This is a genomic window from Pseudomonas sp. Marseille-Q0931, from assembly GCF_940789645.1.
Lineage (GTDB): Bacteria > Pseudomonadota > Gammaproteobacteria > Pseudomonadales > Pseudomonadaceae > Aquipseudomonas.
On the sequence record NZ_CALNWT010000001.1, the window covers coordinates 885,935 to 909,919 of the forward strand.

Genomic DNA, 23,985 nt, shown 5'->3' on the forward strand with positions numbered 1-23,985 from the left:
GGGCTACGCTTAGTTACGCACCAGCTCCAGCGGCCCACTGACGCCTGCCAAATAATCGTCGACGCAGCGCAGTACCAGCTCGCTACGCCAGCGCTCGGGTTGTGCGGCCAGCTCGTCGCGCGTCAGCCAGGTGATGCCGCTGATGTCGCTATCCAGCTCGCGCTCGAGGTTATGGCGCACGGGGCGGGCGCTGAAGCACACGCGCTGATAGGTGACGCCGTTGCTCGGCGCGGTATAGAGATAGATGCCGAGCAGGGCGGTCAGCTCCACGTCCCAGCCGGTTTCCTCGAGTGTTTCGCGCACTGCGGCTTCACGCAGCGACTCGTTGGCCTCCAGGTGTCCGGCTGGTTGATTCAGCACCATGCGGCCGGCCTTGAATTCTTCGACGAAGAGGAAGCAGCCATCGTCTTCGATCACCGTTGCCACGGTGATATGGGGTTGCCAGTCCATTTCGGTGCTCCAAAAAACGATCAGCGTGATTCTGTAGGAGCGAGCTCTGCTCGCGAAGCTTTTCGCGAGCAGAGCTCGCTCCTACAAAGATTGTCCATATCCATAAATAAAGAACCCCGGCACCAGGCCGGGGTTCTTCTGACACTCAAGCCTTATCAGGCATTCAGTGCAGTCAGAGCAGCGTTGAAGGTGGCGCTGGGGCGCATCACCTTGCTGGTCAGCTCAGGGTTGGAGCGGTAGTAGCCACCGATTTCCGCCGGCTTGCCCTGTACGGCAGCCAGCTCGGCAACGATGGCTGCTTCCTGCTCGGTCAGCTGCTTGGCCAGCGGGGCGAAGTGAGCCTTCAGCGCCGCGTCGTCGTTCTGCTCGGCCAGGGCCTGTGCCCAGTACAGCGCCAGGTAGAAGTGGCTGCCACGGTTGTCGATCTCGCCGACCTTGCGCGCCGGGGACTTGTTGTTGTCCAGCAGCTTGCCGGTAGCCTGGTCCAGGGTCTTGCCCAGCACCTTGGCCTTGGCGTTGTTGGTCTTGATGCCGGTTTCTTCCAGCGACACGGCCAGGGCCAGGAACTCGCCCAGGGAATCCCAGCGCAGGTAGTTTTCTTCGACCAGCTGTTGTACGTGCTTGGGTGCAGAACCGCCGGCGCCGGTTTCGTACATGCCGCCGCCCGCCATCAGCGGAACGATGGACAGCATCTTGGCCGAAGTACCCAGCTCCATGATCGGGAACAGGTCGGTCAGGTAGTCACGCAGTACGTTGCCGGTCACCGAGATGGTGTCCAGGCCGCGGATCATGCGCTCCATGGATACGCGGATGGCTTCGTTGTAGCCCATCATGCGAATGTCCAGACCAGTCAGGTCGTGGTCCTTGAGGTACAGCTCGACCTTCTTCTGCAGCTCGCGATCGTGAGCACGCTCCGGGTCCAGCCAGAAGATGGCCGGGGTGTCGGACTGGCGAGCGCGGGTAACGGCCAGCTTGACCCAATCGCGGATCGGCGCGTCCTTGGTCTGGCAGGCGCGCCAGATGTCGCCGGCTTCTACCTCGTGCTGCATCAGCACGGTGCCGTCGGCGGCAACGACGCGCATGGTGCCGTCGGCGGTCATTTCGAAGGTCTTGTCGTGGGAGCCGTATTCTTCGGCCTTCTGCGCCATCAGGCCGACGTTCGGCACGGTGCCCATGGTGGTCGGGTCGAACGCACCGTTGGTTTTGCAGAAGTTGATCATTTCCTGATAGATGCGAGCGTAGGTGCTCTCAGGCATGACGGCCTTGGTGTCTTTCTGCTTGCCGTCCTTGCCCCACATCTGGCCGGAGTTGCGGATCATCGCAGGCATCGAAGCGTCGACGATCACGTCGCTCGGGATGTGCAGGTTGGTAATGCCTTTGACCGAGTCGACCATGGCCATTTCAGGGCGATGAGCGTAGACCTCGTGGATGTCATGCAGGATTTCTTCCTGCTGCGAGGCGGGCAGCGACTTGATCTTGTCGTAGACGCTGCTGATGCCGTTGTTCGGGTTGACGCCCAGTTCCTTGAACAGCTCGCCGTACTTGTCGAACACGTCCTTGTAGTAAACGCTGACGGCGTGGCCGAAGACGATCGGGTGGGAAACCTTCATCATGGTCGCCTTGACGTGCAGGGACCACATCACGCCGGTTTCCTTGCAGTCCTGCAGGGTCTTCTCGAAGAAGGCGCGCAGTTTGTTGCAGCTCATGAACATGCTGTCGAACACTTCGCCTTCCTGCAGGGCGAGTTGTTTCTTGACCTCGACCTTGCCGTCCTGGCCGACGAACTCGATGCGCACGTCACCGGCCTTGGCCATGGTGATCGACTGCTCGCTGGAGAAGAAGTCGCCGCCGCGCATGTAGTCGGCGTGGGACTGCGAAGCCATGCTCCACTTGCCCATGCTGTGCGGGTGCTTGCGGGCGTAGGCCTTGACCGCGGCCGGGGCGCGACGGTCGGAGTTGCCTTCACGCAGAACCGGGTTGACGGCGCTGCCCAGTACCTTGGCGTAGCGCGCACGCACTTCCTTGTCTTCTTCGCTCTGCGGATCTTCCGGGAAGTCCGGGATGTTGTAGCCCTGGGCCTGCAGCTCGGCGATGGCGGCCTTGAGCTGAGGGACGGAGGCACTGATGTTCGGCAGTTTGATGATGTTGGCGTCAGGCTGCAGGGTCAGCTCAGCCAGCTTGGCCAGGTCGTCATCGATGCGCTTGTCGGCGTCCAGACGGTCGGCAAAGCTCGCCAGGATTCGCCCAGCAAGAGAGATGTCGCGGGTTTCAACGGAGATGTCAGCCGAGGCGGCAAAGGCTTCCACGATGGGCAGAAGCGAATAGGTGGCAAGGGCCGGGGCTTCGTCGGTGAAGGTATAGATGATCTTCGAAGGGGTGGACATTTAGCGTTAACTCTCTTCTTTGCTGAGCGCGCATAGAAACTCGACCTGCGCGTGTGGCGCGAACTCCGGGATGGTGGAGCCGGGTCGAGGACTCGCCGCGGTGATGTTGGATGCACCCGTAGAGTGTCGAACGTTTCGATCCGGCGGACGATGGTGTATCCCCGCCGGCTTCAAGAGGCTGCTATCCGGTTCCGGACAGGCCGCCCCTTATGACTCGTTAGTCACCTAAGCAGTATACCACTGCGGCGCCTCGCCGCAGAATGCCCAGTTGCATAAGACCTTTGCACATGTGTCTCGTCGAGCGGTTTGCGCTACTCTCGGGGATGCACACTGTCTAACCACGAGATGGAGTCCAGCATGGGATACCAAAAGATCCAGGTGCCAGCCAGCGGTGACAAAATCACCGTCAACGCCGATATGTCCTTGAGCGTTCCAGACAATCCGATCATCCCGTTCATCGAGGGTGATGGTATCGGCGTCGATATTTCTCCGGTGATGATCAAGGTGGTCGACGCTGCCGTCGAAAAAGCCTATGGCGGCGCTCGCAAGATATCCTGGATGGAAGTTTATGCCGGTGAGAAGGCCACCCAGGTTTACGATCAGGACACCTGGCTGCCGAAAGAAACCCTCGAGGCCGTGCGTGATTACGTGGTCTCGATCAAAGGCCCGCTGACCACGCCTGTGGGTGGTGGCATCCGTTCATTGAACGTAGCCCTGCGCCAGGAGCTCGACCTGTATGTCTGCTTGCGCCCGGTGCGCTGGTTCGAGGGCGTGCCCAGCCCTGTGAAAAAGCCGGGTGACGTGGACATGGTGATCTTCCGCGAGAACTCCGAGGACATCTATGCCGGCGTCGAGTGGAAGGCTGGCAGCCCTGAGGCGGAGAAAGTCATCAAGTTCCTCACTGAGGAAATGGGCGTCAAGAAGATCCGCTTCACCGACATGTGCGGTATCGGCATCAAGCCGGTTTCCGAGGCCGGCACCAAGCGCCTGGTGCGCAAGGCGCTGCAGTATGCGGTGGACAATGACCGCAGTTCGGTGACCCTGGTGCACAAAGGCAACATCATGAAGTTCACCGAAGGTGCCTTCAAGGAATGGGGCTACGAGATTGCTCGCGAGGAATTCGGCGCCGAGTTGCTCGATGGCGGTCCGTGGATGCAGTTCAAGAATCCGCGCACCGGCAAGAACATCGTGGTCAAGGATGTGATCGCCGACGCCATGCTGCAACAGATCCTGCTGCGTCCGGCTGAATATGACGTCATCGCCACGCTTAACCTCAATGGCGACTATCTGTCCGATGCGCTGGCAGCCGAGGTCGGTGGCATCGGCATCGCGCCCGGCGCCAACCTGTCCGATTCGGTGGCCATGTTCGAGGCGACTCACGGCACGGCGCCCAAGTACGCCGGTCAGGACAAGGTCAACCCCGGCTCGGTCATCCTTTCCGCCGAGATGATGTTGCGCCACATGGGTTGGGGGGAAGCCGCCGACCTGATCATCAAAGGCACCAACGGCGCCATCTCCGCCAAGACGGTGACCTATGACTTCGAGCGTTTGATGGAGGGGGCGAAGCTGATGTCCTGCTCCGAATTCGGCGATGCGATGATCAGCCATATGTAAGCTGATTCAGAGGCATAAAGAAGGCCGGTCACATGACCGGCCTTCTCGTATCCGGCACCTCGCGCCTTGATAAGGCCGTGGCGCTGGAATGCTCAAGCTTCGACTGTGCTTTCGATACTCTGCGTCTGGGTGACCGCCACGGGGGTATCCTGAGTGGCGCTAGCTGCGCTGATATTGACCGCATGCAGTCCTTTGGGGCCTTGCACGATTTCGAAGCGGACCGGCTGGCCGGCCTTGAGTGTCTTGTATCCGTCCATCTGGATGGCCGAGTAGTGGGCGAACAGGTCCTCATCTCGGCCGTCGGCCAAGATGAATCCATAACCTTTGGCGTTGTTGAACCACTTGACCTTACCGCTGAGCATGCTGATATCCCTCTGCAAAGGACTCCATCTCTGGAGTATCATCCACTTCGATTCCGCGCGATAACCAACCAGGCTGGGCGAAGGCGTGGAATCCCTGATACCCGCTGATGGGTATTCTTTTGTTGTAACACCCTTTTGCCGTTAGTCAAGGCTATACGGCGGATGGCTGAGAAGTCAGTCAAAATCCCTCTAGCATCCCCGTTCGCCCGGCCTTGAACCTCTAATTTCAGCATGCATGCAAGTAGCCAGATTCGACTAACATTCAATCAGGATCACCCGGCAGAGCATGAGGATGACTCCTCTGGTATTGCTGTTGAGGAATCCAAGCCAGCATTGCAGGCACCACCGATGTACAAGGTGGTCTTATTCAATGACGACTACACCCCGATGGATTTCGTCGTCGAAGTGCTTGAAACATTTTTCGGCATGAACCGGGAGCTGGCGACCAAGATCATGCTGGCCGTCCATACAGAAGGGCGTGCGGTGTGTGGTGTGTACACCCGCGATATTGCGGAGACCAAGGCGATGCAGGTCAATCAGTACGCGCGGGAAAGTCAGCATCCGCTACTCTGTGAAATAGAGAAGGACGGTTAACGCCGGCCACTTGGGTATGAGGTGAAGCTATGTTGAATCGAGAGCTCGAAGTCACCCTCAATCTGGCTTTCAAGGAGGCCCGTGCCAAGCGTCATGAGTTCATGACGGTCGAGCACCTGCTGCTCGCCTTGCTGGATAACGAGGCGGCGGCCAGCGTTTTAAGGGCCTGCGGGGCCAACCTCGACAAGCTGCGCCATGATCTGCAGGAGTTCATCGACTCCACTACGCCATTGATCCCTCAGCACGATGAAGACCGCGAAACCCAGCCGACCCTGGGCTTCCAGCGTGTGCTGCAGCGTGCGGTGTTCCACGTGCAGAGTTCCGGCAAGCGAGAAGTAACCGGCGCCAACGTGCTGGTGGCGATCTTCAGCGAGCAGGAAAGTCAGGCGGTGTTCCTGCTCAAGCAGCAGAGCGTCGCCCGTATCGACGTGGTCAACTACATCGCCCATGGCATCTCCAAGGTGCCGGGACATGGCGAGCACCATGAAAACGATCAGGACATGCAGGATGAGGAGGGCGGCGAGTCTTCCGCGTCCGGCAATCCGCTGGATGCCTACGCCACCAATCTCAACGACCTGGCCCGCCAGGGGCGTATCGATCCGCTGGTCGGGCGTGAGCACGAGGTCGAGCGCGTCGCGCAGATTCTCGCGCGCCGGCGCAAGAACAACCCGCTGCTGGTAGGCGAGGCCGGCGTCGGCAAGACTGCCATCGCCGAAGGCCTGGCCAAGCGCATCGTCGACGAGCAGGTGCCGGATCTGCTGGCCGACAGCGTCGTGTATTCGCTTGATCTCGGCGCGCTGCTGGCTGGCACCAAGTACCGCGGCGACTTCGAGAAGCGCCTCAAGGCGCTGCTCAACGAGCTGCGCAAGCGCCCGCACGCCATCCTCTTCATCGACGAGATTCACACTATCATCGGTGCCGGCGCCGCGTCGGGCGGGGTCATGGATGCGTCCAACCTGCTCAAGCCGATGCTGTCCTCTGGCGAGATTCGCTGTATCGGTTCCACTACCTTCCAGGAATTTCGCGGCATCTTCGAGAAGGACCGCGCTTTGGCTCGGCGCTTCCAGAAGGTCGACGTGGTCGAGCCGTCGGTGGACGATACCTACGGCATCCTCAAGGGGCTCAAGGCACGTTTCGAGCAACACCACCACATCGAGTACAGCGACGAAGCCCTGCGGGCCGCGGCCGAGCTGGCTGCGCGTTACATCAATGACCGGCACATGCCGGACAAGGCCATCGACGTGATCGACGAGGCCGGCGCCTATCAGCGCCTGCAGCCGGAAGACAAGCGTGTGGCGCGTATCGATGTCGCGCAGGTCGAGGACATCGTCGCTAAGATCGCGCGCATTCCGCCGAAGCACGTCTCCAGCTCCGACAAGGAGTTGCTGCGTAATCTGGAGCGGGATCTGAAGCTCACCGTGTTCGGTCAGGACGCCGCCATCGATTCGCTGGCTACCGCGATCAAGCTGTCGCGTGCGGGCCTGAAGGCGCCGGACAAGCCGGTCGGTTCCTTCCTCTTCGCCGGTCCCACCGGCGTGGGCAAGACCGAGGCTGCGCGGCAGTTGGCCAAGGCCATGGGCATCGAGCTGGTGCGCTTCGACATGTCCGAGTACATGGAGCGCCATACCGTCTCTCGCCTGATTGGCGCGCCGCCCGGTTATGTCGGTTTCGATCAGGGTGGTCTGCTGACCGAGGCGATCACCAAGCAGCCGCACTGCGTGCTGCTGCTCGATGAGATAGAGAAGGCGCATCCGGAAGTCTTCAACCTGCTGCTGCAGGTGATGGACCACGGCACGCTGACCGACAACAACGGGCGCAAGGCGGACTTCCGCAACGTGATCCTGATCATGACCACCAACGCCGGTGCGGAAACCGCGTCGCGTGCATCGATCGGTTTCACGCAGCAGGATCACTCCACCGATGCCATGGAAGTCATCAAGAAGAGCTTCACACCGGAGTTCCGCAACCGCCTGGACACCATCATCCAGTTCGGTCGCCTGAGTCACGAAGTCATCAAGAGCATCGTCGACAAGTTCCTTACCGAACTGCAGGCGCAGCTGGAAGACAAGCGTGTCACGCTGGAGGTCAGCGACGCGGCGCGCAGCTGGCTGGCCGAACGTGGTTACGATGTGATGATGGGCGCACGACCGATGGCGCGTTTGATCCAGGATAAGATCAAGCGTCCGCTGGCAGAGGAAATCCTCTTCGGCGAACTGGCCGAGCATGGCGGCGTGGTGCACGTCGACATCAAGGATGGCGAACCCAGCTTCGAGTTCGAGACGGCGGCGGAGGTCGCCTGATCGAATGGTCGCTCACTGAAAGCCTGTGGCTTTCGGTGAGCCAACGAAAACGCCCGGCATAGGCCGGGCGTTTTCGTTTGGTGCTTGGCTTAACGGGCGCGGTAGGTAATGCGACCCTTGCTCAAGTCATAAGGCGTCAGCTCAACGCGCACCTTGTCACCAGTGAGAATGCGGATGTAGTTCTTGCGCATCTTGCCGGAGATGTGCGCGGTAACGACGTGCCCGTTTTCCAACTCCACGCGGAACATGGTGTTGGGCAGGGTGTCGACGACAGTGCCTTCCATTTCGAAGCTGTCTTCTTTCGACATGCAGTAAAGCCCTCGGTATCCAGGAAATGGCCCGGTGCAACTGGCGCCAGGCAAAAGCGGCGTGCATTGTGCCCGAAAACAGGGGGCTGCGCCAAGGGGCTTGGATTGTCGAGCTGGTCGGACGGTGTTGCCAGGGGCTAGGTCAGCAGTGTCCAGCGCTGATTGACGAAAAGTTCGATAGGACGGTACTGGGTTTTGTAGTTCATCTTGCGGCAGTTCTTGATCCAGTAGCCGAGATAGACGGCGCCCAGCCCCTGGCGTGCGGTCTCGCCGATCTGCCAGAGAATGGCGAAACGACCCAGGCTGCGGCGCTCTTCGGCAGGGTCGTAGAAGGTATAGACCGCCGACAGACCATTCGGCAGAAGATCGGTGACGGCAATCGCGACCAGCCGGCCGTGCAGGCGGAATTCATAGAAGCGTGAAAAGGGCAGGTCGCGCACCAGGAAGGTGGAGAACTGATCACGGCTGGGCGGGTACATGTCGCCGTCGGCGTGGCGCTGCTCGATATAGCGTACGTAGAGATCGTAATACTCCTCGGTGAACGCCGGGCGTACGCAGTGAACGACAATATCTTCATTGCGCTTGAGGATGCGCCGCTGTTGCCGGTTGGGCGTGAAGCGCGCGGCCGGGATGCGCGCCGGGATGCAGGCGGTGCATTGCTGGCAATGCGGGCGGTAGAGGTGATCGCCGCTACGGCGAAAGCCCAGCTCTGACAGTTCGGCATAGACCAGCACGTCCATGGGCTGACTGGGGTCGAGAAACAGGGTGGTGGCCTGTTCTTCCGGCAGATAGCTGCAAGGATGAGGTTGAGTGGCGTAGAACTTCAGGCGGGCCAGCTCGGTCATGGCGAAATCTCGAAAAAGCCTGCCTAGAGTGTAAGCCAGGCTTGGCTGCGCGACTAGGCAAGCCAGTCAGCTTGGCTCGGCAGGTCGAGATGGCGCTGCAGATAGTCGGCGAAACGAGCGCGCGGTATGGCTCTGGCGCCAAAGCTATGCAGGTGCTGCGTGGGCATCTGGCAGTCGATGAGTACGAAATCCCATTGCCGCAGCTTGCCGACGAGCGTAGCGAAGCCGACCTTGGACGCGTTGTCGGCGCGGCTGAACATGGACTCGCCGAAGAATAGCTGGCCCATGGCCAGGCCATAAAGGCCGCCGACCAGCTCGTCTTCCAGCCAGACCTCGACTGAATGAGCGATGCCGCGTTCATGCAGCTGCAGATAGGCCTCCTGCATGCCGCGGGTGATCCAGGTGCCGTCGGCGTAAGCGCGGGGCTCGGCGCAGGCGGCGATGACGGCGGCGAAATCCTGATCGAAGGTGACGCGGTAGCGCTGCTGGCGCAGCAGTTTGGCCAGGCTGCGGGAGACGTGCAGCTCATCGGGAAAGAGAACGGTGCGCGGATCCGGCGACCACCAGAGAATCGGCTGCCCGTCCTGGAACCAGGGGAAGCAGCCGTGGCGGTAGGCACTGACCAGGCGGTCTGCACTCAGGTCGCCGCCAGCGGCGAGCAGGCCATTCGGCTCGTGCATGGCTTTGGCCAGGGGAGGGAAATCCAGTGAATCGCGTTGCAGCCAGGTCAGCATGCGTCAGAGCCCGGAGGAGGGGAGGGCGGACGTCGTCCGCCCTCCTGGCATCAATGGTCTTCGAGGAACTTTTCGACGTCCAGTGCGGCCATGCAGCCAGCGCCAGCCGAGGTGATGGCCTGGCGGTAGACGTGGTCAGCCACGTCGCCGGCGGCGAATACGCCCTCGATGCTGGTGGCGGTCGCATTGCCTTCGCTGCCGCCCTTGATCTTCAGGTAGCCGTCATGCATGTCCAGTTGGCCGACGAACAGCTCGGTGTTGGGTTTGTGGCCGATGGCGATGAATACGCCGGCCAGATCCAGCTCCTTGCTGCTGCCATCGAGGGTGCTTTTCAGGCGTACGCCGGTCACGCCGCTCTGGTCGCCGAGCACTTCATCCAGGGTGTGGTTCCAGTGCAGGCGCATGTTGCCGTTCTCGACCTTGTCGAACAGCTTGTCCTGGAGGATCTTCTCCGAACGCAGCTTGTCGCGGCGGTGTACCAGGTGCACTTCCTTGGCGATGTTCGAGAGATACAGCGCCTCTTCGACGGCGGTATTGCCGCCGCCGATCACCGCGACCACCTGGTTGCGATAGAAGAAGCCGTCGCAGGTGGCGCAGGCGGAGACGCCCTTGCCGGCGAAGGCTTCTTCCGATGGCAGGCCGAGGTACTGGGCGCTGGCACCGGTGGCGATGATCAGGGCGTCGCAGCTGTAGGTGCCGCTATCGCCCTTGAGTACGAAGGGGCGGCTCTGCAACTCGGCGGTATGGATGTGGTCGTAGATGATCTCGGTGTCGAAGCGTTCGGCGTGCTTTTGCATGCGCTCCATCAGCGCCGGGCCAGTGAGGCCTTCGACGTCACCCGGCCAGTTGTCCACTTCGGTTGTAGTGGTGAGTTGGCCGCCAGGCTGGATGCCGGTGATCACAACGGGTTTGAGGTTGGCACGCGCGGCATAAACCGCTGCGCTGTAACCGGCTGGGCCGGAACCCAGGATGATCAGGCGGGAATGCTTGACTTCGCTCATAAAAAAACCCCATAAGCCTTTGTCACAAAAGAGAATGCGTGCTCCAATTGAGCCGCATGGAAGCTGCTGGCGGCTATGCTACACCGAAGCAGGGCAGGTGCGGGAGCACGCTGATTGGCCTACTCGTCATGCTCACCCTACAATAGGCCGCTTGTGCGGTTAACCATCAGATGGACGCGCCAGGGGCGCAGGAAATGGCTGTTTTGAAGAATCCCACCACCCAGATCACCGATTGGCGCCAGAAACTTCAGTATCGGCTGAAGGAAGGCGCATTGATCGCCCTGGGTGCGATGTTCCTGTATCTGCTGATGGCACTGTTGACCTACAACGTGTCGGATCCCGCCTGGGACAACAGCGTACAGGTCGAGCGCATCATCAATGCCGGCGGCAGCATTGGCGCCTGGCTCTCCAGTGCGCTGTTCGGTGCTCTGGGTTACTTCGCCTATATCTTCCCGCTTCTGCTGGCCGCCAAGACCTGGCAGGTCTTCCGCACCCGCAATCAACCCTGGCATTGGAATGGCTGGCTGTTTTCCTGGCACAGCATCGGCCTGGTTTTCCTGATCCTTTCCGGCGCCGTATTGGCCCACATTCACTTCGATCCGGCTGCCGGAATGCAAGGCTCCGGTGGCGGCATGCTGGGCGCGAGCCTGGGTGAGCTGGCGAAGGATGCGCTCAACATCGAGGGCAGCACGCTGCTGTTCCTGGCGCTGTTCCTGTTCGGGCTGACCGTATTCACCGACCTGTCCTGGTTCCGTGTAATGGATCTCACGGGCAAGATCACCCTCGATCTGATCGAGCTGATTCACGGTGCCATCACCGGTTGGTGGAACGCCCGCAACGAGCGCAAGCAGATGAAAATCCAGCTGCGCGAGCTGGATGAACGGGTCACCGAGGTGGCCGCGCCGGTGGTGTCCGACCGTCGCGAGCAGGCCAAGGTCAAGGAGCGCCTGATCGAGCGCGAAGAGTCGCTGAGCAAGCACATGAGCGAGCGCGAGAAGCGCCCGGCACCTGTGATCACCCCGCCCGCGCCGCCGAAAGCGGCCGAGCCGAGCAAACGGGTACTCAAGGAAAAGCAGGCGCCGCTGTTCGTCGATACCGCTGTCGAAGGCAGCCTGCCGCCGATTTCCATCCTCGACGTCGCCGAGAAGAAGCAGAAGCAGTTTTCGCCCGAGTCGCTGGAGGCCATGTCGCGCCTGCTGGAGATCAAACTCAAGGAGTTCGGTGTCGACGTTGTGGTCGAGTCCGTGCATCCCGGCCCGGTGATTACCCGTTTCGAGATCCAGCCCGCGGCCGGAGTCAAGGTCAGCCGCATCTCCAACCTGGCCAAGGATCTGGCGCGTTCGATGGCCATGGTCAGTGTGCGCGTGGTCGAGGTGATTCCCGGCAAGACCACCGTGGGCATCGAGGTGCCCAACGAGGATCGGCAGATCGTGCGCTTCTCCGAAGTGCTGTCTTCGAGCGAGTACGACGATGCCAAGTCGCCGGTCACCCTGGCGCTGGGTCACGATATCGGCGGGCGCCCGGTCATCGCCGACCTAGCCAAGATGCCGCACCTGCTGGTAGCCGGTACCACCGGCTCCGGTAAGTCGGTGGGCGTCAATGCGATGATCCTATCGGTGCTGTTCAAGTCCACGCCGGAAGAGGCGCGGATGATCATGATCGACCCGAAGATGCTCGAACTGTCGATCTACGAAGGCATTCCCCACCTGCTGTGTCCGGTTGTCACCGACATGAAGGAGGCGGCCAACGCCCTGCGCTGGTCGGTGGCCGAGATGGAGCGTCGCTACAAGCTGATGGCGGCCATGGGCGTGCGCAACCTGGCGGGCTTCAACCGCAAGGTGAAGGACGCCATCGAGGCCGGCACGCCGCTGCATGATCCGCTCTACAAGCGCGAGTCGATGGAAGACGAGCCGCCGCATTTGAAAACGCTGCCGACCATCGTGGTGGTCGTGGACGAATTCGCCGACATGATGATGATCGTCGGCAAGAAGGTCGAAGAGCTGATCGCGCGTATTGCGCAGAAGGCCCGTGCCGCCGGTATCCACCTGATTCTCGCCACCCAGCGTCCGTCGGTCGATGTGATCACCGGCCTGATCAAGGCCAACATCCCGACCCGCATGGCCTTCCAGGTATCGAGCAAGATCGACTCGCGCACCATTCTCGATCAGGGTGGCGCCGAACAGTTGCTTGGTCACGGCGACATGCTCTATCTGCCGCCCGGCACCGGCCTGCCGATCCGCGTGCACGGCGCCTTCGTCTCCGATGACGAGGTGCATCGCGTGGTCGAGGCGTGGAAGCAGCGCGGTGCGCCGGATTACATCGAGGACATTCTCGCCGGCGTCGAGGAGAGCGGCAGCGGCTTCGAAGGCGGCGGTGGCGAAGGCGGCGAGGGCAGCGAGGAAGATCCGCTGTACGACGAGGCCGTCAATTTCGTGCTGGAAAGCCGCCGCGCCTCCATTTCCGCCGTGCAGCGCAAGCTGAAGATCGGCTACAACCGCGCCGCGCGCATGATCGAAGCGATGGAAATGGCCGGTGTGGTCAGCTCGATGAATACCAATGGTTCGCGCGAGGTGCTCGCGCCTGGTTCATCGCGCGACTGATCGCGGATAAACCGCCGAATTGGCGGTCTACAGGATTCACGGCAGCTCAGGTGCTGCCGAGCAGTACGGGGTGCGGAGCCGCCCCGTCATTCTCATACGGACTCAAGGGGTTTATATGCGTGTTATTCGCCTGCTGATGCTGGCCGCTCTGAGCTTTACCCTGCTAACCGCCCAGGCTGACGAAGAGGCGGCCACCAAGCGCCTGACCGAACTGCTGAACCAGGCGCAGACCATCAATGCCCGTTTTTCCCAGCTGACTCTGGATGCCAGCGGCACCCAGCTGCAGGAAACCGCCGGCGAGCTGATGCTCAAGCGCCCTGGCCTGTTCCGCTGGCACACCGACCAGCCGATGGAGCAACTGCTGGTGTCCAACGGTGAAAAGGTCTGGCTGTACGACCCGGACCTGGAACAGGTGACCATCCAGACCCTCGACCAGCGCCTGACCCACACCCCGGCCTTGTTGCTGTCCGGCGATGTGTCGCAGATTCGCGAGAACTTCGAGATCGACTACAAGGAAGGCGGCAGCGTGGTCGACTTCATCCTCAAGCCCAAGGCCAAGGACAGCCTGTTCGACAGCCTGCGCCTGTCGTTCCGCAACCGCGTACTCAACGACATGCAGCTGATCGACAGCATCGGCCAGCGCACCAACATCCTGTTCCTCAATGTGAAGATGAACGAGCCGGTCGATGACGGCCAGTTCACTTTCGACATTCCGGAAGGCGCGGACGTCATCCAGGAGTAACGCGTGGATCTGTTCGGTCGCCAACCCGTCGCGCAGCCCCTGGCTGCGCGTTTGCGTGCTACCAGTCTGGATGAATACGTCGGCCAGGAGCACGTGCTGGGGCCGGGCAAACCGCTGCGTGAGGCGCTGGAGCAGGGCGCCCTGCACTCGATGATCTTCTGGGGGCCGCCCGGGGTAGGCAAAACCACCCTGGCGCGGCTGCTGGCCAAGGTCACCGATGCGCATTTCGAGACCATTTCCGCCGTTTTGTCCGGCGTGAAGGAGATTCGTCAGGCTGTCGAGGTGGCCCAGCAACATGCCGCGCAGTACGGCCGTCGCACCATTCTCTTCGTCGACGAGGTGCATCGCTTCAACAAGAGCCAGCAGGACGCCTTCCTGCCTTACGTCGAAGATGGCACGCTGATTTTCATCGGCGCGACCACCGAGAATCCCTCTTTCGAGCTGAACAACGCGCTGCTGTCGCGCGCGCGCGTCTATGTGCTCAAGAGTCTCGATGAAACGGCCATGCGCAAGCTGGTCAATCGCGCCCTGAGCGATCCGAAAGGTTTGGGCGATCGCCACCTGAGCCTGCCGGACGACGCCTTCCAGATTCTTCTGGCTGCCGCCGATGGTGATGGTCGTCGCCTGCTCAACTTCCTCGAGAACGCCGCGGACCTGGCTGAAGACGATGGCGAGATCGGCGTCGAGCTGCTGCAGAATCTGCTGGGCGACAGCCGCCGTCGCTTCGACAAGGGCGGTGAGGCGTTCTATGACCAGATTTCCGCCCTGCACAAGTCGGTACGCGGCTCCAGTCCGGACGGCGCACTGTACTGGTACGCACGCATGCTCGACGGCGGCTGCGATCCCCTCTATATCGCCCGGCGCGTGGTGCGCATGGCCAGCGAGGATATCGGCAATGCCGATCCGCGTGCCCTGACCCTGTGCCTCAATGCCTGGGACGTGCAGGAGCGCCTGGGTAGCCCGGAAGGCGAGCTGGCCGTGGCCCAGGCCATCGTCTACCTGGCCTGCGCGCCGAAAAGCAATGCGGTCTACACGGCCTTCAAGGCAGCCATGCGTGATGCCGCCGAGCAGGGTTCGCAGGAGGTTCCGCTGCACCTGCGCAATGCCCCGACCAAACTGATGAAGCAGCTCGGCTATGGCGATGAGTACCGCTATGCCCATGACGAGCCGGATGCCTACGCGGCGGGCGAGGATTACTTCCCCGAGAACCTGCAGTCGCGTCAGTACTACGACCCCGTGCCGCGTGGCCTGGAGCTGAAGATTCGCGACAAGCTGCAGCATTTGCGTAACCTGGATGCCGCAAGCCCGAGGCGAAGGAGAGCGCCATGATTCGCGTGGCGCTTGCCGTAGCCGCCGGGGGCGCTGCTGGCTCGGTGCTGCGGTTTCTGCTTTCCAGCTGGGTCGCCGCCAATTGGCCGCGGCATTTTTATCTGGGCACCTTTGCCGTCAACGTCATTGGTTGCCTGTTGATCGGCTTGTTGTCAGGCCTGTTTCTCACGCGTACCGAGCTGCCACTGGAGCTGCGCACCGGGTTGATTACCGGCGTGCTCGGCGGTTTCACCACTTTTTCATCCTTCAGCCTGGAAATCATGAAACTGATCGAGGGTGGGCGCGCGCTCGAAGCGCTCGGCTACCTGGCGTTCAGCATCATCGGCGGCCTGCTGGCGGCCTGGGCTGGTTTGAGCCTGGCTCGTCTGGCGGCCTGACCTGCCGGCAGGTTGTTGAAAAGAGCGCAGGTGGTTTTTCAACAGCCTGCTAAGGCTTTACACTCCACAACCCGCGCCACAGTGCTGGCCATCATCATTTCGCCGTTGTCTTGAGACCCGAACATGCTCGATTCCAAACTCGTCCGCACGCAACTCTCCGAAATCGCCGAACGCCTCGCTACCCGCGGCTTCGCCCTCGACGTCGCTCGCTTCGAGGCCCTGGAGAGTCAGCGCAAGTCGGTGCAGGTGCGCACCGAGCAACTGCAGGCCGAGCGCAACAGCCGTTCCAAGTCCATCGGTCAGGCCAAGGCGCGCGGAGAAGACATCGCGCCGCTGCTGGCGGAAGTCGATCAGATGGGTAGCGACCTGGAAGCCGGTAAGCGTGAGCTGGACGCCATCCAGAGCGAGCTGGACAACCTGCTGCTGAACATCCCCAACCTGCCGCACGACTCCGTGCCGGTCGGTGCCGACGAAGACGGCAACGTCGAGGTAGCGCGCTGGGGCACGCCGCGCACCTTCGATTTCGAGGTCAAGGATCATGTCGCCCTCGGCGAACAGCACGGCTGGCTGGACTTCGAAACCGCCGCCAAGCTGTCCGGCGCACGTTTCGCTCTGCTGCGCGGCCCCATCGCGCGCCTGCACCGCGCCCTGGCGCAATTCATGATCAACCTGCACACCGGTGATCACGGCTACGAAGAGGCTTACACCCCTTATCTGGTGCAGGCCCCGGCACTGCAGGGCACCGGCCAGCTGCCGAAATTCGAGGAAGACTTGTTCAAGATCCGTCGTGAAGACCAGGCCGATCTGTACCTGATCCCGACTGCCGAAGTTTCGCTGACCAACATCGTCGCCGGCGAGATTCTCGATGCCAAACAGCTGCCATTGAAGTTCGTCGCGCACACGCCGTGCTTCCGCAGTGAAGCCGGCGCTTCCGGCCGCGATACCCGCGGCATGATCCGCCAGCACCAGTTCGACAAGGTGGAGATGGTGCAGATCGTCGAGCCGTCCAAGTCGTTCGAAGCGCTGGAAGGCATGACCGCCAACGCCGAGCGCGTGCTGCAACTGCTGGAATTGCCGTATCGCAAGTTGGCGCTGTGCACCGGCGACATGGGTTTCTCTGCGGTGAAAACCTACGACCTGGAAGTCTGGGTGCCGAGCCAGGACAAGTACCGCGAGATTTCCTCCTGCTCCAATTGCGGCGACTTCCAGGCGCGCCGCATGCAGGCACGTTACCGCAACCCGGAAACCGGCAAGCCGGAGCTGGTACACACCCTCAACGGTTCCGGTCTGGCAGTTGGTCGCACCCTGGTGGCAGTGCTGGAGAACTACCAGCAGGCTGACGGCAGCATCCGCGTGCCCGAGGTGCTCAAGCCTTACATGGGCGGCATCGAGGTGATCGGCTAAGCCTGATCGTTTTGCACGATACGGGGTGGCAGTAGCCGCCTCGTTTTTTGGGCGGCAGGCTGGCGATGGGCACCGTAATTACGGCGCGCCCGGGACCGGCGTCCATCAGTGGCGCGCACGGCACACCTTGCGTTCCTGCCGCTCACCTTCCGCTTACGAGGCACGACTCATGCAATTCCTTCCGCTGTTCCACAAGCTGCAGGATCGCCCGGTACTGGTGATCGGCGGTGGCGAGGTCGCACTGCGCAAGGCACGCCTGCTGAGCGATGCCGGAGCACGTCTGCGCGTCGTGGCGCCCGAGATTCGTAGCGAGCTTCAGGAGCTGGCCGGGGCCGAGGGCTGTTTTCTGCGCGGCTATGCGAGCAGCGATCTACAAGGCATCTCTCTGGTCATCGCCGCCACCGATGACGTACCGCTCAACGCGCAGATTTCTGCCGAGGCCCAGACGCTGGGCATTCCGGTCAATGTGGTGGACGCGCCGGCGCTGTGCAGCGTGATCTTCCCGGCCATTGTCGACCGCTCGCCGCTGATCGTCGCGGTCAGCAGCGGCGGCGATGCGCCGGTGTTGGCCAGGCTGATCCGCGCCAAGATCGAAACCTGGATTCCCGCCACCTATGGCCAACTGGCCAACCTGGGCAAACGCTTTCGCGAGCGGGTCAAGCAACTGTTTCCCGATGTGCAGCAGCGCCGGGTGTTCTGGGAGGACGTCTTCCAGGGGCAGATCGCCGAGAGCGTGTTTGCCGGTAAGCCGGAAGAGGGCGAGCGTCTGCTGGAGGAACGTCTGGCCGGTGCGGCGCCACGTGCGCTGGGCGAGGTCTATCTGGTCGGCGCTGGCCCGGGCGATCCCGACCTGCTGACCTTCCGTGCCCTGCGTCTGATGCAGCAGGCCGATGTGGTGCTCTACGACCGCCTGGTGGCGCCTGCGATCATCGAGCTGTGCCGGCGCGATGCCGAGCGTATCTATGTCGGCAAGCGCCGCGCCGATCACGCTGTTCCACAGGAGCAGATCAACCAGCTACTCATCGATCTGGCACACCAGGGCAAGCGCGTGCTGCGCCTGAAGGGCGGCGATCCATTCATCTTCGGCCGTGGCGGCGAGGAGATCGAGCAGCTGGCAGTGGAGGGCATTCCTTTCCAGGTCGTGCCAGGTATCACCGCTGCGTCTGGCTGTGCGGCCTACGCCGGTATTCCGCTGACTCATCGCGATCACGCGCAGTCGGTGCGTTTCGTGACCGGTCACCTGAAAGACGGCAGCAGCAACCTGCCCTGGAAGGATCTGGTGGCGCCCGGCCAGACGCTGGTGTTCTACATGGGGTTGGTAGGGTTGCCGGGTATCTGCGAGCAACTGATCGCGCATGGCCGCTCAGGAGCAACGCCGGCGGCATTGGTGCAGCAGGGCACCACGCAGAATCAGCGGGTCTTCACCGGCACGCTGGAAACCTTGCCGGAGCTGGTGGGCGAGCATGAAGTGCACGCGCCCACCCTGGTGATCGTCGGGGAAGTGGTCACCCTGCGGGACAAGCTGGCCTGGTTCGAAGGCGCCCAGGGCGGCATCTGACGCAGGTACGGTGGATCGCGCTTCATCGATCCACCGCGGCTGGGCATCGGTGGATGAAAAAGCGTCATCCACCCTACGACCTAGCTCTCAGCTTTCTTGCCACACACCTTTGCCGGGCAGACGCTGGCGATCATGCGCACGCGTGAAGTCCTGCAGCGGCCCCTTGGGAATGATCCCGGTCGGGTTGATGGTGGCGTGGCTGGCGTAGTAGTGCGACTTGATATGAGTGAAGTCCACCGTCTCGGCGATACCCGGCCACTGATACAGCTCGCGCAGCCAGTTGGAAAGGTTCGGGTAATCCTCGATGCGCCGCAGGTTGCACTTGAAGTGCCCGTGATAGACGGCATCGAAGCGAATCACCGTGGTGAACAGACGAATGTCCGCTTCGGTCAGGTACTCGCCTGCCAGGTAGCGATTCTCATCGAGCAGTGATTCCAGTTCGTCGAGCATGGCGAACAGCTCGTCGAAGGCTTCTTCGTAGGCTTCCTGAGTGGTGGCGAAACCGGCGCGGTAGACGCCATTGTTCACCGCCGGGTAGATGCGCTCGTTGAGCTGGTCGATACGTTCGCGCAGCGGCTCGGGGTAGAAGTCCAGGTTATTGCCGGTCAGGCCGTCGAATGCGCTGTTGAACATGCGGATGATCTCCGCTGATTCGTTGCTGACGATGCCGCCGCTCTGTTTGTCCCACAGCGCAGGTACGGTCACGCGGCCGGTGTAGTTGCGGTCGTCGGTCGTGTAGCGCTGGTGCATGTAACTCAGGTTGTCGAGGTGGTCACCGCTGGAGCCGGTTTCACGGTCGAAGGTCCAGCCATGCTCGCGCATCAGCCAGCTGACCACCGAGACGTCGATCAGCGATTCCAGGCCTTTGAGTTTGCGCAGGATCAGCGTGCGGTGCGCCCAAGGGCACGCCAGCGAAACGTAAAGGTGATAGCGGCCCGCTTCGGCCTTGAAGCCGCCGTTGCCACTGGGGCCAGGGCTGCCGTCTGCGGTTACCCAGTTGCGGCGTTGCGCGCTTTCGCGCTGGAAGCGGCCACTGTTGCCGGTGTTGTACCACTGGTCATGCCAGCGTCCATCGATCAACAAGCCCATAACGCTTGCCTCCGTTCTGAATGAACCTCAAGTCTAGCGTTATGAAGTTGATTGAAAGGTGGAAAAATCTGGCTGAAAAGATCGATCAGTTAGATTGAAAGCGTGTATCCCAGCGTTGCTGCGCTTGCTGGAAAGCCTCATCGCGGGCCATGCCCAGCCCACGTAGTGCGGTGGCCATGGTGGCGATCACGGCCAGGTGGCCGTAGGCGTCCTCTTGCTCGCCCCGCCAGAACGCGCCCAGTACGTCCGGATCGAGCCGCTCGGGCTTGACGTGGCGCTGTGCCGAGAGCGCTGGCCATTCCTCGTCCCAGTCCGCGCCGTTACACGTGCCGTACAGATGGCAGGCCACGTCCGGATTGACCTCGATCTCGCCACCTTCGCCCTTGATCACGATGGCCTCGTCGCCCAGCAGTCGACTGGCCTCGCGGTGCACGGCCTGGTAGCCGGGGTGAAAGATGCTCTGCAGTCCGCAGCTGGCACCGAGCGGGTTGATGATGCGCGCCAGGGAGTGAATCGGCGAGCGCAGGCCGAGGGTGTTGCGCAAGTCGATCATGCGCTGCAGCGCTGGCATCCAGTCACCCAGGTAACTGTAGGCCAGGCCGTGTTGGTCGAGCGCGACTGCCACGCTTTGCCAGTCACGGCAGCAGGGGATATCCAGCATTGCCAGCAGCTGCTCGGTATACAGGCGCCCGGCGGTATGCGCGCCGCCGCCGTGCATGAAGATGCGCACGCCGCTGGCGGCCAACGCCTTGGCCGCCAGCAAATACCAGGGCAGGTGACGCTTCTTGCCGGCGTAGCTGGGCCAGTCCAGGTCGACCTGGATGGCGGGCGCGGCCAGTCGTGGGCGGATGGCTTCGGTGAAACCGGCAAGCTCCTCGGCGCTTTCTTCCTTGTGCCGCAGCAGCATCAGGAAGGCGCCGAGTTGAGTGTCCTCGACCTTGCCGTCGAGCAGCATGCCCATGGCTTCGCGGGCTTCCTCGCGAGTCAGGCCGCGTGCACCGCGCTTGCCCTTGCCAAGCGTGCGCACGAACTGGGCGAAAGGGTGTTCTTCGGGCGTGATCAGGTTCATAGGCAATTGGTCGGTTTCGGCAGGCCGGCGAGCTTGGCGGCGAGTTTGGCGGGCGTGCCCTTGAACAGGCGGTTGAGGTGCAGGCTGTTGCCCTTGTCGGGGCCGAGCTTGAGCGCCACGTATTTGATCAGCGGGCGGTTGGCCGGCGACAACTGGAACTCATCGTAGAAGGCGCGCAGCAGGTCGAGAATTTCCCAGTGCTCATTGGTCAGTTGCAGTTCTTCTGCAGCGGCCAGCGCTTCGGCAACGGGGCGCGACCAGTCCTGTCGCTCGACCAGGTAGCCATCCTTGTCCAGGGCGATATCACGTCCGCCGACGTTCAAGCTGTTCATAACCAGCTGTTGACCTTGGCGTAGCGGGTGCAGAGCTCGACGAATGCCGGGTAATCCACGACCTGCACGCGCTCGGGCGATTGCAGGCCGCGCACAGCAAGGTCTTCTTCCAGCGCGTAGAGCATGACGCTGGCGGGCATCAGCTGCAGCGCTTGCAGGTTGGCGGTGCCGGGTTGCAGCGCGTATACCGCATCGCCGCTGAGCAGCAGCGCGTCGGCGCCGCCCAGCAGGCGCAGGCAACTGGCAAGGCGGCTGTCGGCAAAAGGCGAATGGGAAAGGATGTGCAGGGTGGCCATCAGAGGGTGATCACCTGGTCGTAACGATCGAGGAGGGCGGTCAGGGCGCCGTCGTCGAGGCGCTCTACCGGCAGGTTCAATTCGGCGTCGCCAAGGCCGCGTTCGACGAGGCTGCGCTGGCTGGCGTACAGGCTCTCTACGCCGAACATGGGCAGGGCCTGGAGGTTGGCGCCGAGATCTTTCTGCTGCAACTGGCCAGGCTGCTGCCCGGCGTTGAGCTGAAAGACGCCGTCATCGAGAAACAGCATGCCAATGGGCAGATCGAAGGCACCGCCAGCCAGCGCGATGTCCAGCGCCTCGCGCGCGCCAGGGCCGCTCCAGGGCGCCTGGCGGCTGATGATCAGCAGCGACTTGTTCATTCAGTTGCCTCCGAAGCAGATCAGTCGGTCGGCCTGCTGCGCCGCTTCGTGTAACTGGCCGAGGCCGGAAAGCTCCCAGGGCGCTTGCAGATTGGCTGCCGGGCGCGCATAGCGCTGCGCCTCTTCAGCGTTCAGCACGCCGCGCCGCAGTGCCGCGGCGATACACACCACGGCGTCCAACCCGTTGCTCGAGACGAACTCGCGCCAATCTCGGGGCAGGTCCAGCTCATCCTGCGGGGTCACGACATTGCTGGCGGCGCTGTGCACGCCGTCCTGATAGAAGAACAGGCGAACGATCTCGTGGCCGCCAGCCAACGCTGCCTGGGCAAAGCGCAGCGCGCGCCGCGAGGCAGGCTGGTGAGGAGCGGCGAACAGGGCGATGGCAAACTTCATGGAGTGTCCGGCGAGGCAAAACTGCGGCAATGATAAGGCCAGGGTGCCCGGCAAACAAAGAATCACGCGCAAGAAAAAGCCCGCCGAAGCGGGCTCCAAGGGGGACGAACCGTGATCAGTCGTCGCCGCCCATGATACCGAAGATCTGCAGCAGACTGATGAACAGGTTGTAGATCGACACGTACAGGCTAATGGTGGCCATGATGTAGTTACGCTCACCGCCATGAATGATGGCGCTGGTCTGGAACAGGATGCAGACCGAGGAGAAGAGCACGAAGCCGGCGCTGATCGCCAGTTGCAGACCGCTGATCTGGAAGAAGAAGCTGGCCAGTACGGCGGCGAGCAGGACGAAGAAACCGGCGGTGATGAAGCCGCTGAGGAAGCTCATGTCCTTGCGGGTGGTCAGCACGTACGCGGACAGGCCGAAGAACACCAGCGCGGTCATGGAGAACGCCGAGCTGATCACCTCGGCACCGTTGGCCATGCCCAGGTAGCGGTTGAGGATCGGTCCGAGGGTGTAGCCCATGAAGCCGGTCAGGGCGAGGGTGGAAACCAGGCCCCAGGCCGAGTCACGCAGCTTGTAGGTGAGGAAGAACAGGCCATAGAAGCCGATCAGTACCACGAAGAAGTTCGGGTAGGGCACATTGGCGCGCTGGCTGAGGAAGGCGACCAGGCCGCTGAAAGCCAGGGTGATGGCCAGCAGGCCGTAAGTGTTGCGCAAGACCTTGCTGACTTCCAGCTGGTCGGCCTGCGAATGGTTCAGTACGTAGTCTCGCTCTTGCATGGCGACGCTCCTGTGGCACGAGGATCCGATAATCGAATGCCCGGATCATAACAGAGCCAATCCAAGTGCCAAGACAGAGAGTTTGACAGTGTGTTGCGTTCCGGTAAGATTGCCGCCCGCACTGCAGCGGAGGTTGAAATCTCATCCTCCCTGCTCAGCGTTTGGAAGCGTGGCCGAGTGGTTTAAGGCAACGGTCTTGAAAACCGTCGATGGGCAACTATCCGTGAGTTCGAATCTCACCGCTTCCGCCAATTCTCCCTATTGCCTTGACGCGATTTCTGATCCTAATCTGGCGCTTGCTTTTTGACTGCTGTGCGCCAAGCTAGGTCAGTGCCTGGCTTTTTGCTAAGGTGGCCGGCAAGTTCAACCTCACCGTCGTTGCACGGTGGCTGACAAGGTGCAACGAGGTGGCGATTGATTAGGGTCCTGGTAGTCGACGATCACGATCTGGTTCGCACGGGCATCACCCGCATGCTGGCCGATATCGATGGTCTGCAAGTGGTGGGCGAAGCCTGCACCGGCGAAGAGGCCCTTCTCAAGGTTCGCGAACTCAAGCCCGATGTGGTCCTGATGGACGTCAAGATGCCTGGCATCGGCGGCCTGGAAGCCACTCGCAAACTGATGCGCAGCCACCCCGATATCAAGGTCGTCGCGGTCACCGTGTGCGAGGAAGATCCATTCCCGACTCGCCTGTTGCAGGCTGGCGCCGCCGGTTACCTGACCAAGGGCGCCGCGCTGGATGAAATGGTGCAGGCCATTCGCCTGGTGTTCGCCGGCCAGCGCTACATCGACCCGCAGATCGCCCAGCAACTGGCGCTGAAATCCTTCCAGCCGCAAACCAGCGGCTCGCCGTTCGATCTTCTGTCCGAGCGCGAAATCCAGATCGCACTGATGATCGCCAACTGCCACAAGGTGCAGAACATCTCGGACAAGCTGTGCCTGTCGCCGAAGACGGTCAACACCTACCGTTACCGCATCTTCGAGAAGCTCTCCATTACCAGCGACGTCGAGCTGGCCCTGCTTGCGGTACGCCACGGCATGGTCGACGCCGTCAGCTGAAG

24 protein-coding genes and 1 tRNA gene are annotated in these 23,985 nt (G+C 62.0%); 11 read left to right on the forward strand and 14 right to left on the reverse strand.

What is annotated here, in order from left to right; all coding sequences use genetic code 11:
- Positions 1-9: 9 nt before the first annotated feature.
- On the reverse strand, positions 10-450 hold the full coding sequence (locus P3C50_RS04290; protein WP_275545008.1) for an NUDIX hydrolase: 441 nt from the start codon (positions 448-450) through the stop codon (positions 10-12).
- Between the two features lie 155 nt (positions 451-605).
- Positions 606-2,834, reverse strand: coding sequence for an NADP-dependent isocitrate dehydrogenase (locus tag P3C50_RS04295; protein WP_275545009.1), 2,229 nt, complete (start codon positions 2,832-2,834; stop codon positions 606-608).
- A gap of 357 nt (positions 2,835-3,191) precedes the next feature.
- On the opposite strand from P3C50_RS04295, the gene icd reads away from it, so the two are divergent.
- The gene (gene icd, locus P3C50_RS04300; RefSeq protein ID WP_197855622.1) at positions 3,192-4,448 is read left to right on the forward strand and encodes an NADP-dependent isocitrate dehydrogenase; all 1,257 of its coding nucleotides are present in this window, start codon (positions 3,192-3,194) and stop codon (positions 4,446-4,448) included.
- 92 nt (positions 4,449-4,540) lie between these two features.
- On the opposite strand, the gene cspD is transcribed toward icd, so the two are convergent.
- Positions 4,541-4,810 (reverse strand): cold shock domain-containing protein CspD, encoded by a 270-nt coding sequence (gene cspD / locus P3C50_RS04305; RefSeq protein ID WP_275545010.1) that lies wholly within the window; start codon positions 4,808-4,810, stop codon positions 4,541-4,543.
- A 231-nt stretch (positions 4,811-5,041) separates the two neighbouring features.
- Between cspD and clpS the strand changes: the two genes are divergently transcribed.
- Positions 5,042-5,404 carry an ATP-dependent Clp protease adapter ClpS gene (clpS, locus tag P3C50_RS04310; protein ID WP_275545011.1) on the forward strand — a complete coding sequence of 121 codons (363 nt, stop codon included), beginning with the start codon at positions 5,042-5,044 and terminating at the stop codon, positions 5,402-5,404.
- A gap of 29 nt (positions 5,405-5,433) precedes the next feature.
- Positions 5,434-7,704 carry an ATP-dependent Clp protease ATP-binding subunit ClpA gene (gene clpA, locus P3C50_RS04315; protein ID WP_275545012.1) on the forward strand — a complete coding sequence of 757 codons (2,271 nt, stop codon included), beginning with the start codon at positions 5,434-5,436 and terminating at the stop codon, positions 7,702-7,704.
- A gap of 89 nt (positions 7,705-7,793) precedes the next feature.
- On the opposite strand, the gene infA is transcribed toward clpA, so the two are convergent.
- The 4 genes from infA to trxB all read right to left on the reverse strand — a co-directional run bounded on the left by infA (position 7,794) and on the right by trxB (position 10,592).
- A complete protein-coding gene (infA, locus tag P3C50_RS04320) occupies positions 7,794-8,012 on the reverse strand; it encodes a translation initiation factor IF-1 (protein ID WP_002553999.1) in 219 nt (72 codons plus the stop codon).
- Between the two features lie 137 nt (positions 8,013-8,149).
- Complete coding sequence (locus P3C50_RS04325) at positions 8,150-8,857, reverse strand: arginyltransferase (protein ID WP_275545013.1); 708 nt, start codon at positions 8,855-8,857, stop codon at positions 8,150-8,152.
- 53 nt (positions 8,858-8,910) lie between these two features.
- Entirely contained in the window at positions 8,911-9,591 is a 681-nt protein-coding gene (gene aat, locus P3C50_RS04330; RefSeq protein WP_275545014.1) for a leucyl/phenylalanyl-tRNA--protein transferase, read from the reverse strand.
- A gap of 50 nt (positions 9,592-9,641) precedes the next feature.
- Positions 9,642-10,592: a thioredoxin-disulfide reductase gene (trxB, locus tag P3C50_RS04335; RefSeq protein WP_275545015.1), complete on the reverse strand. Its 951-nt coding sequence runs from the start codon at positions 10,590-10,592 to the stop codon at positions 9,642-9,644.
- A 194-nt stretch (positions 10,593-10,786) separates the two neighbouring features.
- Between trxB and ftsK the strand changes: the two genes are divergently transcribed.
- The 6 genes from ftsK to cysG all read left to right on the forward strand — a co-directional run bounded on the left by ftsK (position 10,787) and on the right by cysG (position 18,602).
- Positions 10,787-13,192 (forward strand): DNA translocase FtsK, encoded by a 2,406-nt coding sequence (gene ftsK, locus P3C50_RS04340; RefSeq protein WP_275545016.1) that lies wholly within the window; start codon positions 10,787-10,789, stop codon positions 13,190-13,192.
- Between the two features lie 115 nt (positions 13,193-13,307).
- Positions 13,308-13,934, forward strand: a complete 627-nt coding sequence (gene lolA / locus P3C50_RS04345; RefSeq protein WP_275545017.1) for an outer membrane lipoprotein chaperone LolA — start codon at positions 13,308-13,310, stop codon at positions 13,932-13,934.
- 3 nt (positions 13,935-13,937) lie between these two features.
- Entirely contained in the window at positions 13,938-15,263 is a 1,326-nt protein-coding gene (locus tag P3C50_RS04350) for a replication-associated recombination protein A (protein WP_275545018.1), read from the forward strand.
- Positions 15,260-15,640, forward strand: a complete 381-nt coding sequence (gene crcB / locus P3C50_RS04355) for a fluoride efflux transporter CrcB (RefSeq protein ID WP_275545019.1) — start codon at positions 15,260-15,262, stop codon at positions 15,638-15,640. The genes P3C50_RS04350 and crcB overlap by 4 nt, the downstream gene beginning before the upstream one ends.
- A 123-nt stretch (positions 15,641-15,763) precedes the next feature.
- Entirely contained in the window at positions 15,764-17,044 is a 1,281-nt protein-coding gene (serS, locus tag P3C50_RS04360; protein WP_275545020.1) for a serine--tRNA ligase, read from the forward strand.
- 169 nt (positions 17,045-17,213) lie between these two features.
- Positions 17,214-18,602, forward strand: coding sequence for a siroheme synthase CysG (cysG, locus tag P3C50_RS04365; RefSeq protein WP_275545021.1), 1,389 nt, complete (start codon positions 17,214-17,216; stop codon positions 18,600-18,602).
- An 87-nt stretch (positions 18,603-18,689) separates the two neighbouring features.
- Here the strand turns inward: cysG and P3C50_RS04370 are convergent, their stop codons facing one another.
- From P3C50_RS04370 to P3C50_RS04400, 7 genes are all read right to left on the reverse strand, one after another.
- A complete protein-coding gene (locus tag P3C50_RS04370) occupies positions 18,690-19,691 on the reverse strand; it encodes a glutathione S-transferase family protein (protein WP_275545022.1) in 1,002 nt (333 codons plus the stop codon).
- An 85-nt stretch (positions 19,692-19,776) separates the two neighbouring features.
- On the reverse strand, positions 19,777-20,760 hold the full coding sequence (locus tag P3C50_RS04375) for a glycosyl transferase family protein (RefSeq protein WP_275545023.1): 984 nt from the start codon (positions 20,758-20,760) through the stop codon (positions 19,777-19,779).
- Positions 20,757-21,092 (reverse strand): TusE/DsrC/DsvC family sulfur relay protein, encoded by a 336-nt coding sequence (locus tag P3C50_RS04380; RefSeq protein WP_275545024.1) that lies wholly within the window; start codon positions 21,090-21,092, stop codon positions 20,757-20,759. Before P3C50_RS04380 ends, P3C50_RS04375 begins: the two co-directional genes overlap by 4 nt.
- Positions 21,089-21,388, reverse strand: a complete 300-nt coding sequence (gene tusB, locus P3C50_RS04385) for a sulfurtransferase complex subunit TusB (RefSeq protein ID WP_275545025.1) — start codon at positions 21,386-21,388, stop codon at positions 21,089-21,091. Before tusB ends, P3C50_RS04380 begins: the two co-directional genes overlap by 4 nt.
- On the reverse strand, positions 21,388-21,747 hold the full coding sequence (gene tusC / locus P3C50_RS04390) for a sulfurtransferase complex subunit TusC (RefSeq protein WP_275545026.1): 360 nt from the start codon (positions 21,745-21,747) through the stop codon (positions 21,388-21,390). Before tusC ends, tusB begins: the two co-directional genes overlap by 1 nt.
- Complete coding sequence (gene tusD, locus P3C50_RS04395) at positions 21,748-22,140, reverse strand: sulfurtransferase complex subunit TusD (RefSeq protein WP_275545027.1); 393 nt, start codon at positions 22,138-22,140, stop codon at positions 21,748-21,750.
- A gap of 115 nt (positions 22,141-22,255) precedes the next feature.
- Positions 22,256-22,924, reverse strand: coding sequence for a Bax inhibitor-1/YccA family protein (locus P3C50_RS04400; RefSeq protein ID WP_197855641.1), 669 nt, complete (start codon positions 22,922-22,924; stop codon positions 22,256-22,258).
- A gap of 163 nt (positions 22,925-23,087) precedes the next feature.
- Here P3C50_RS04400 and P3C50_RS04405 point away from each other — a divergent pair.
- Together P3C50_RS04405 and uvrY are read left to right on the forward strand one after the other, a co-directional pair.
- Positions 23,088-23,175: transfer RNA gene (locus tag P3C50_RS04405), tRNA-Ser, on the forward strand.
- A 163-nt stretch (positions 23,176-23,338) separates the two neighbouring features.
- A complete protein-coding gene (gene uvrY, locus P3C50_RS04410) occupies positions 23,339-23,983 on the forward strand; it encodes a UvrY/SirA/GacA family response regulator transcription factor (protein WP_024308165.1) in 645 nt (214 codons plus the stop codon).
- The last annotated feature ends 2 nt before the right edge of the window (positions 23,984-23,985 follow it).

What these genes read in the sequence shown, in the direction of transcription:
- P3C50_RS04290 (WP_275545008.1), bottom strand. Translation starts at nt 450, where the DNA reads ATGGACTGGCAACCCCATATCACCGTGGCAACGGTGATCGAAGACGAT.
- P3C50_RS04295 (WP_275545009.1), bottom strand. Translation starts at nt 2,834, where the DNA reads ATGTCCACCCCTTCGAAGATCATCTATACCTTCACCGACGAAGCCCCG.
- icd (WP_197855622.1), top strand. Translation starts at nt 3,192, where the DNA reads ATGGGATACCAAAAGATCCAGGTGCCAGCCAGCGGTGACAAAATCACC.
- cspD (WP_275545010.1), bottom strand. Translation starts at nt 4,810, where the DNA reads ATGCTCAGCGGTAAGGTCAAGTGGTTCAACAACGCCAAAGGTTATGGA.
- clpS (WP_275545011.1), top strand. Translation starts at nt 5,042, where the DNA reads ATGCATGCAAGTAGCCAGATTCGACTAACATTCAATCAGGATCACCCG.
- clpA (WP_275545012.1), top strand. Translation starts at nt 5,434, where the DNA reads ATGTTGAATCGAGAGCTCGAAGTCACCCTCAATCTGGCTTTCAAGGAG.
- infA (WP_002553999.1), bottom strand. Translation starts at nt 8,012, where the DNA reads ATGTCGAAAGAAGACAGCTTCGAAATGGAAGGCACTGTCGTCGACACC.
- P3C50_RS04325 (WP_275545013.1), bottom strand. Translation starts at nt 8,857, where the DNA reads ATGACCGAGCTGGCCCGCCTGAAGTTCTACGCCACTCAACCTCATCCT.
- aat (WP_275545014.1), bottom strand. Translation starts at nt 9,591, where the DNA reads ATGCTGACCTGGCTGCAACGCGATTCACTGGATTTCCCTCCCCTGGCC.
- trxB (WP_275545015.1), bottom strand. Translation starts at nt 10,592, where the DNA reads ATGAGCGAAGTCAAGCATTCCCGCCTGATCATCCTGGGTTCCGGCCCA.
- ftsK (WP_275545016.1), top strand. Translation starts at nt 10,787, where the DNA reads ATGGCTGTTTTGAAGAATCCCACCACCCAGATCACCGATTGGCGCCAG.
- lolA (WP_275545017.1), top strand. Translation starts at nt 13,308, where the DNA reads ATGCGTGTTATTCGCCTGCTGATGCTGGCCGCTCTGAGCTTTACCCTG.
- crcB (WP_275545019.1), top strand. Translation starts at nt 15,260, where the DNA reads ATGATTCGCGTGGCGCTTGCCGTAGCCGCCGGGGGCGCTGCTGGCTCG.
- serS (WP_275545020.1), top strand. Translation starts at nt 15,764, where the DNA reads ATGCTCGATTCCAAACTCGTCCGCACGCAACTCTCCGAAATCGCCGAA.
- cysG (WP_275545021.1), top strand. Translation starts at nt 17,214, where the DNA reads ATGCAATTCCTTCCGCTGTTCCACAAGCTGCAGGATCGCCCGGTACTG.
- P3C50_RS04370 (WP_275545022.1), bottom strand. Translation starts at nt 19,691, where the DNA reads ATGGGCTTGTTGATCGATGGACGCTGGCATGACCAGTGGTACAACACC.
- P3C50_RS04375 (WP_275545023.1), bottom strand. Translation starts at nt 20,760, where the DNA reads ATGAACCTGATCACGCCCGAAGAACACCCTTTCGCCCAGTTCGTGCGC.
- P3C50_RS04380 (WP_275545024.1), bottom strand. Translation starts at nt 21,092, where the DNA reads ATGAACAGCTTGAACGTCGGCGGACGTGATATCGCCCTGGACAAGGAT.
- tusB (WP_275545025.1), bottom strand. Translation starts at nt 21,388, where the DNA reads ATGGCCACCCTGCACATCCTTTCCCATTCGCCTTTTGCCGACAGCCGC.
- tusC (WP_275545026.1), bottom strand. Translation starts at nt 21,747, where the DNA reads ATGAACAAGTCGCTGCTGATCATCAGCCGCCAGGCGCCCTGGAGCGGC.
- tusD (WP_275545027.1), bottom strand. Translation starts at nt 22,140, where the DNA reads ATGAAGTTTGCCATCGCCCTGTTCGCCGCTCCTCACCAGCCTGCCTCG.
- P3C50_RS04400 (WP_197855641.1), bottom strand. Translation starts at nt 22,924, where the DNA reads ATGCAAGAGCGAGACTACGTACTGAACCATTCGCAGGCCGACCAGCTG.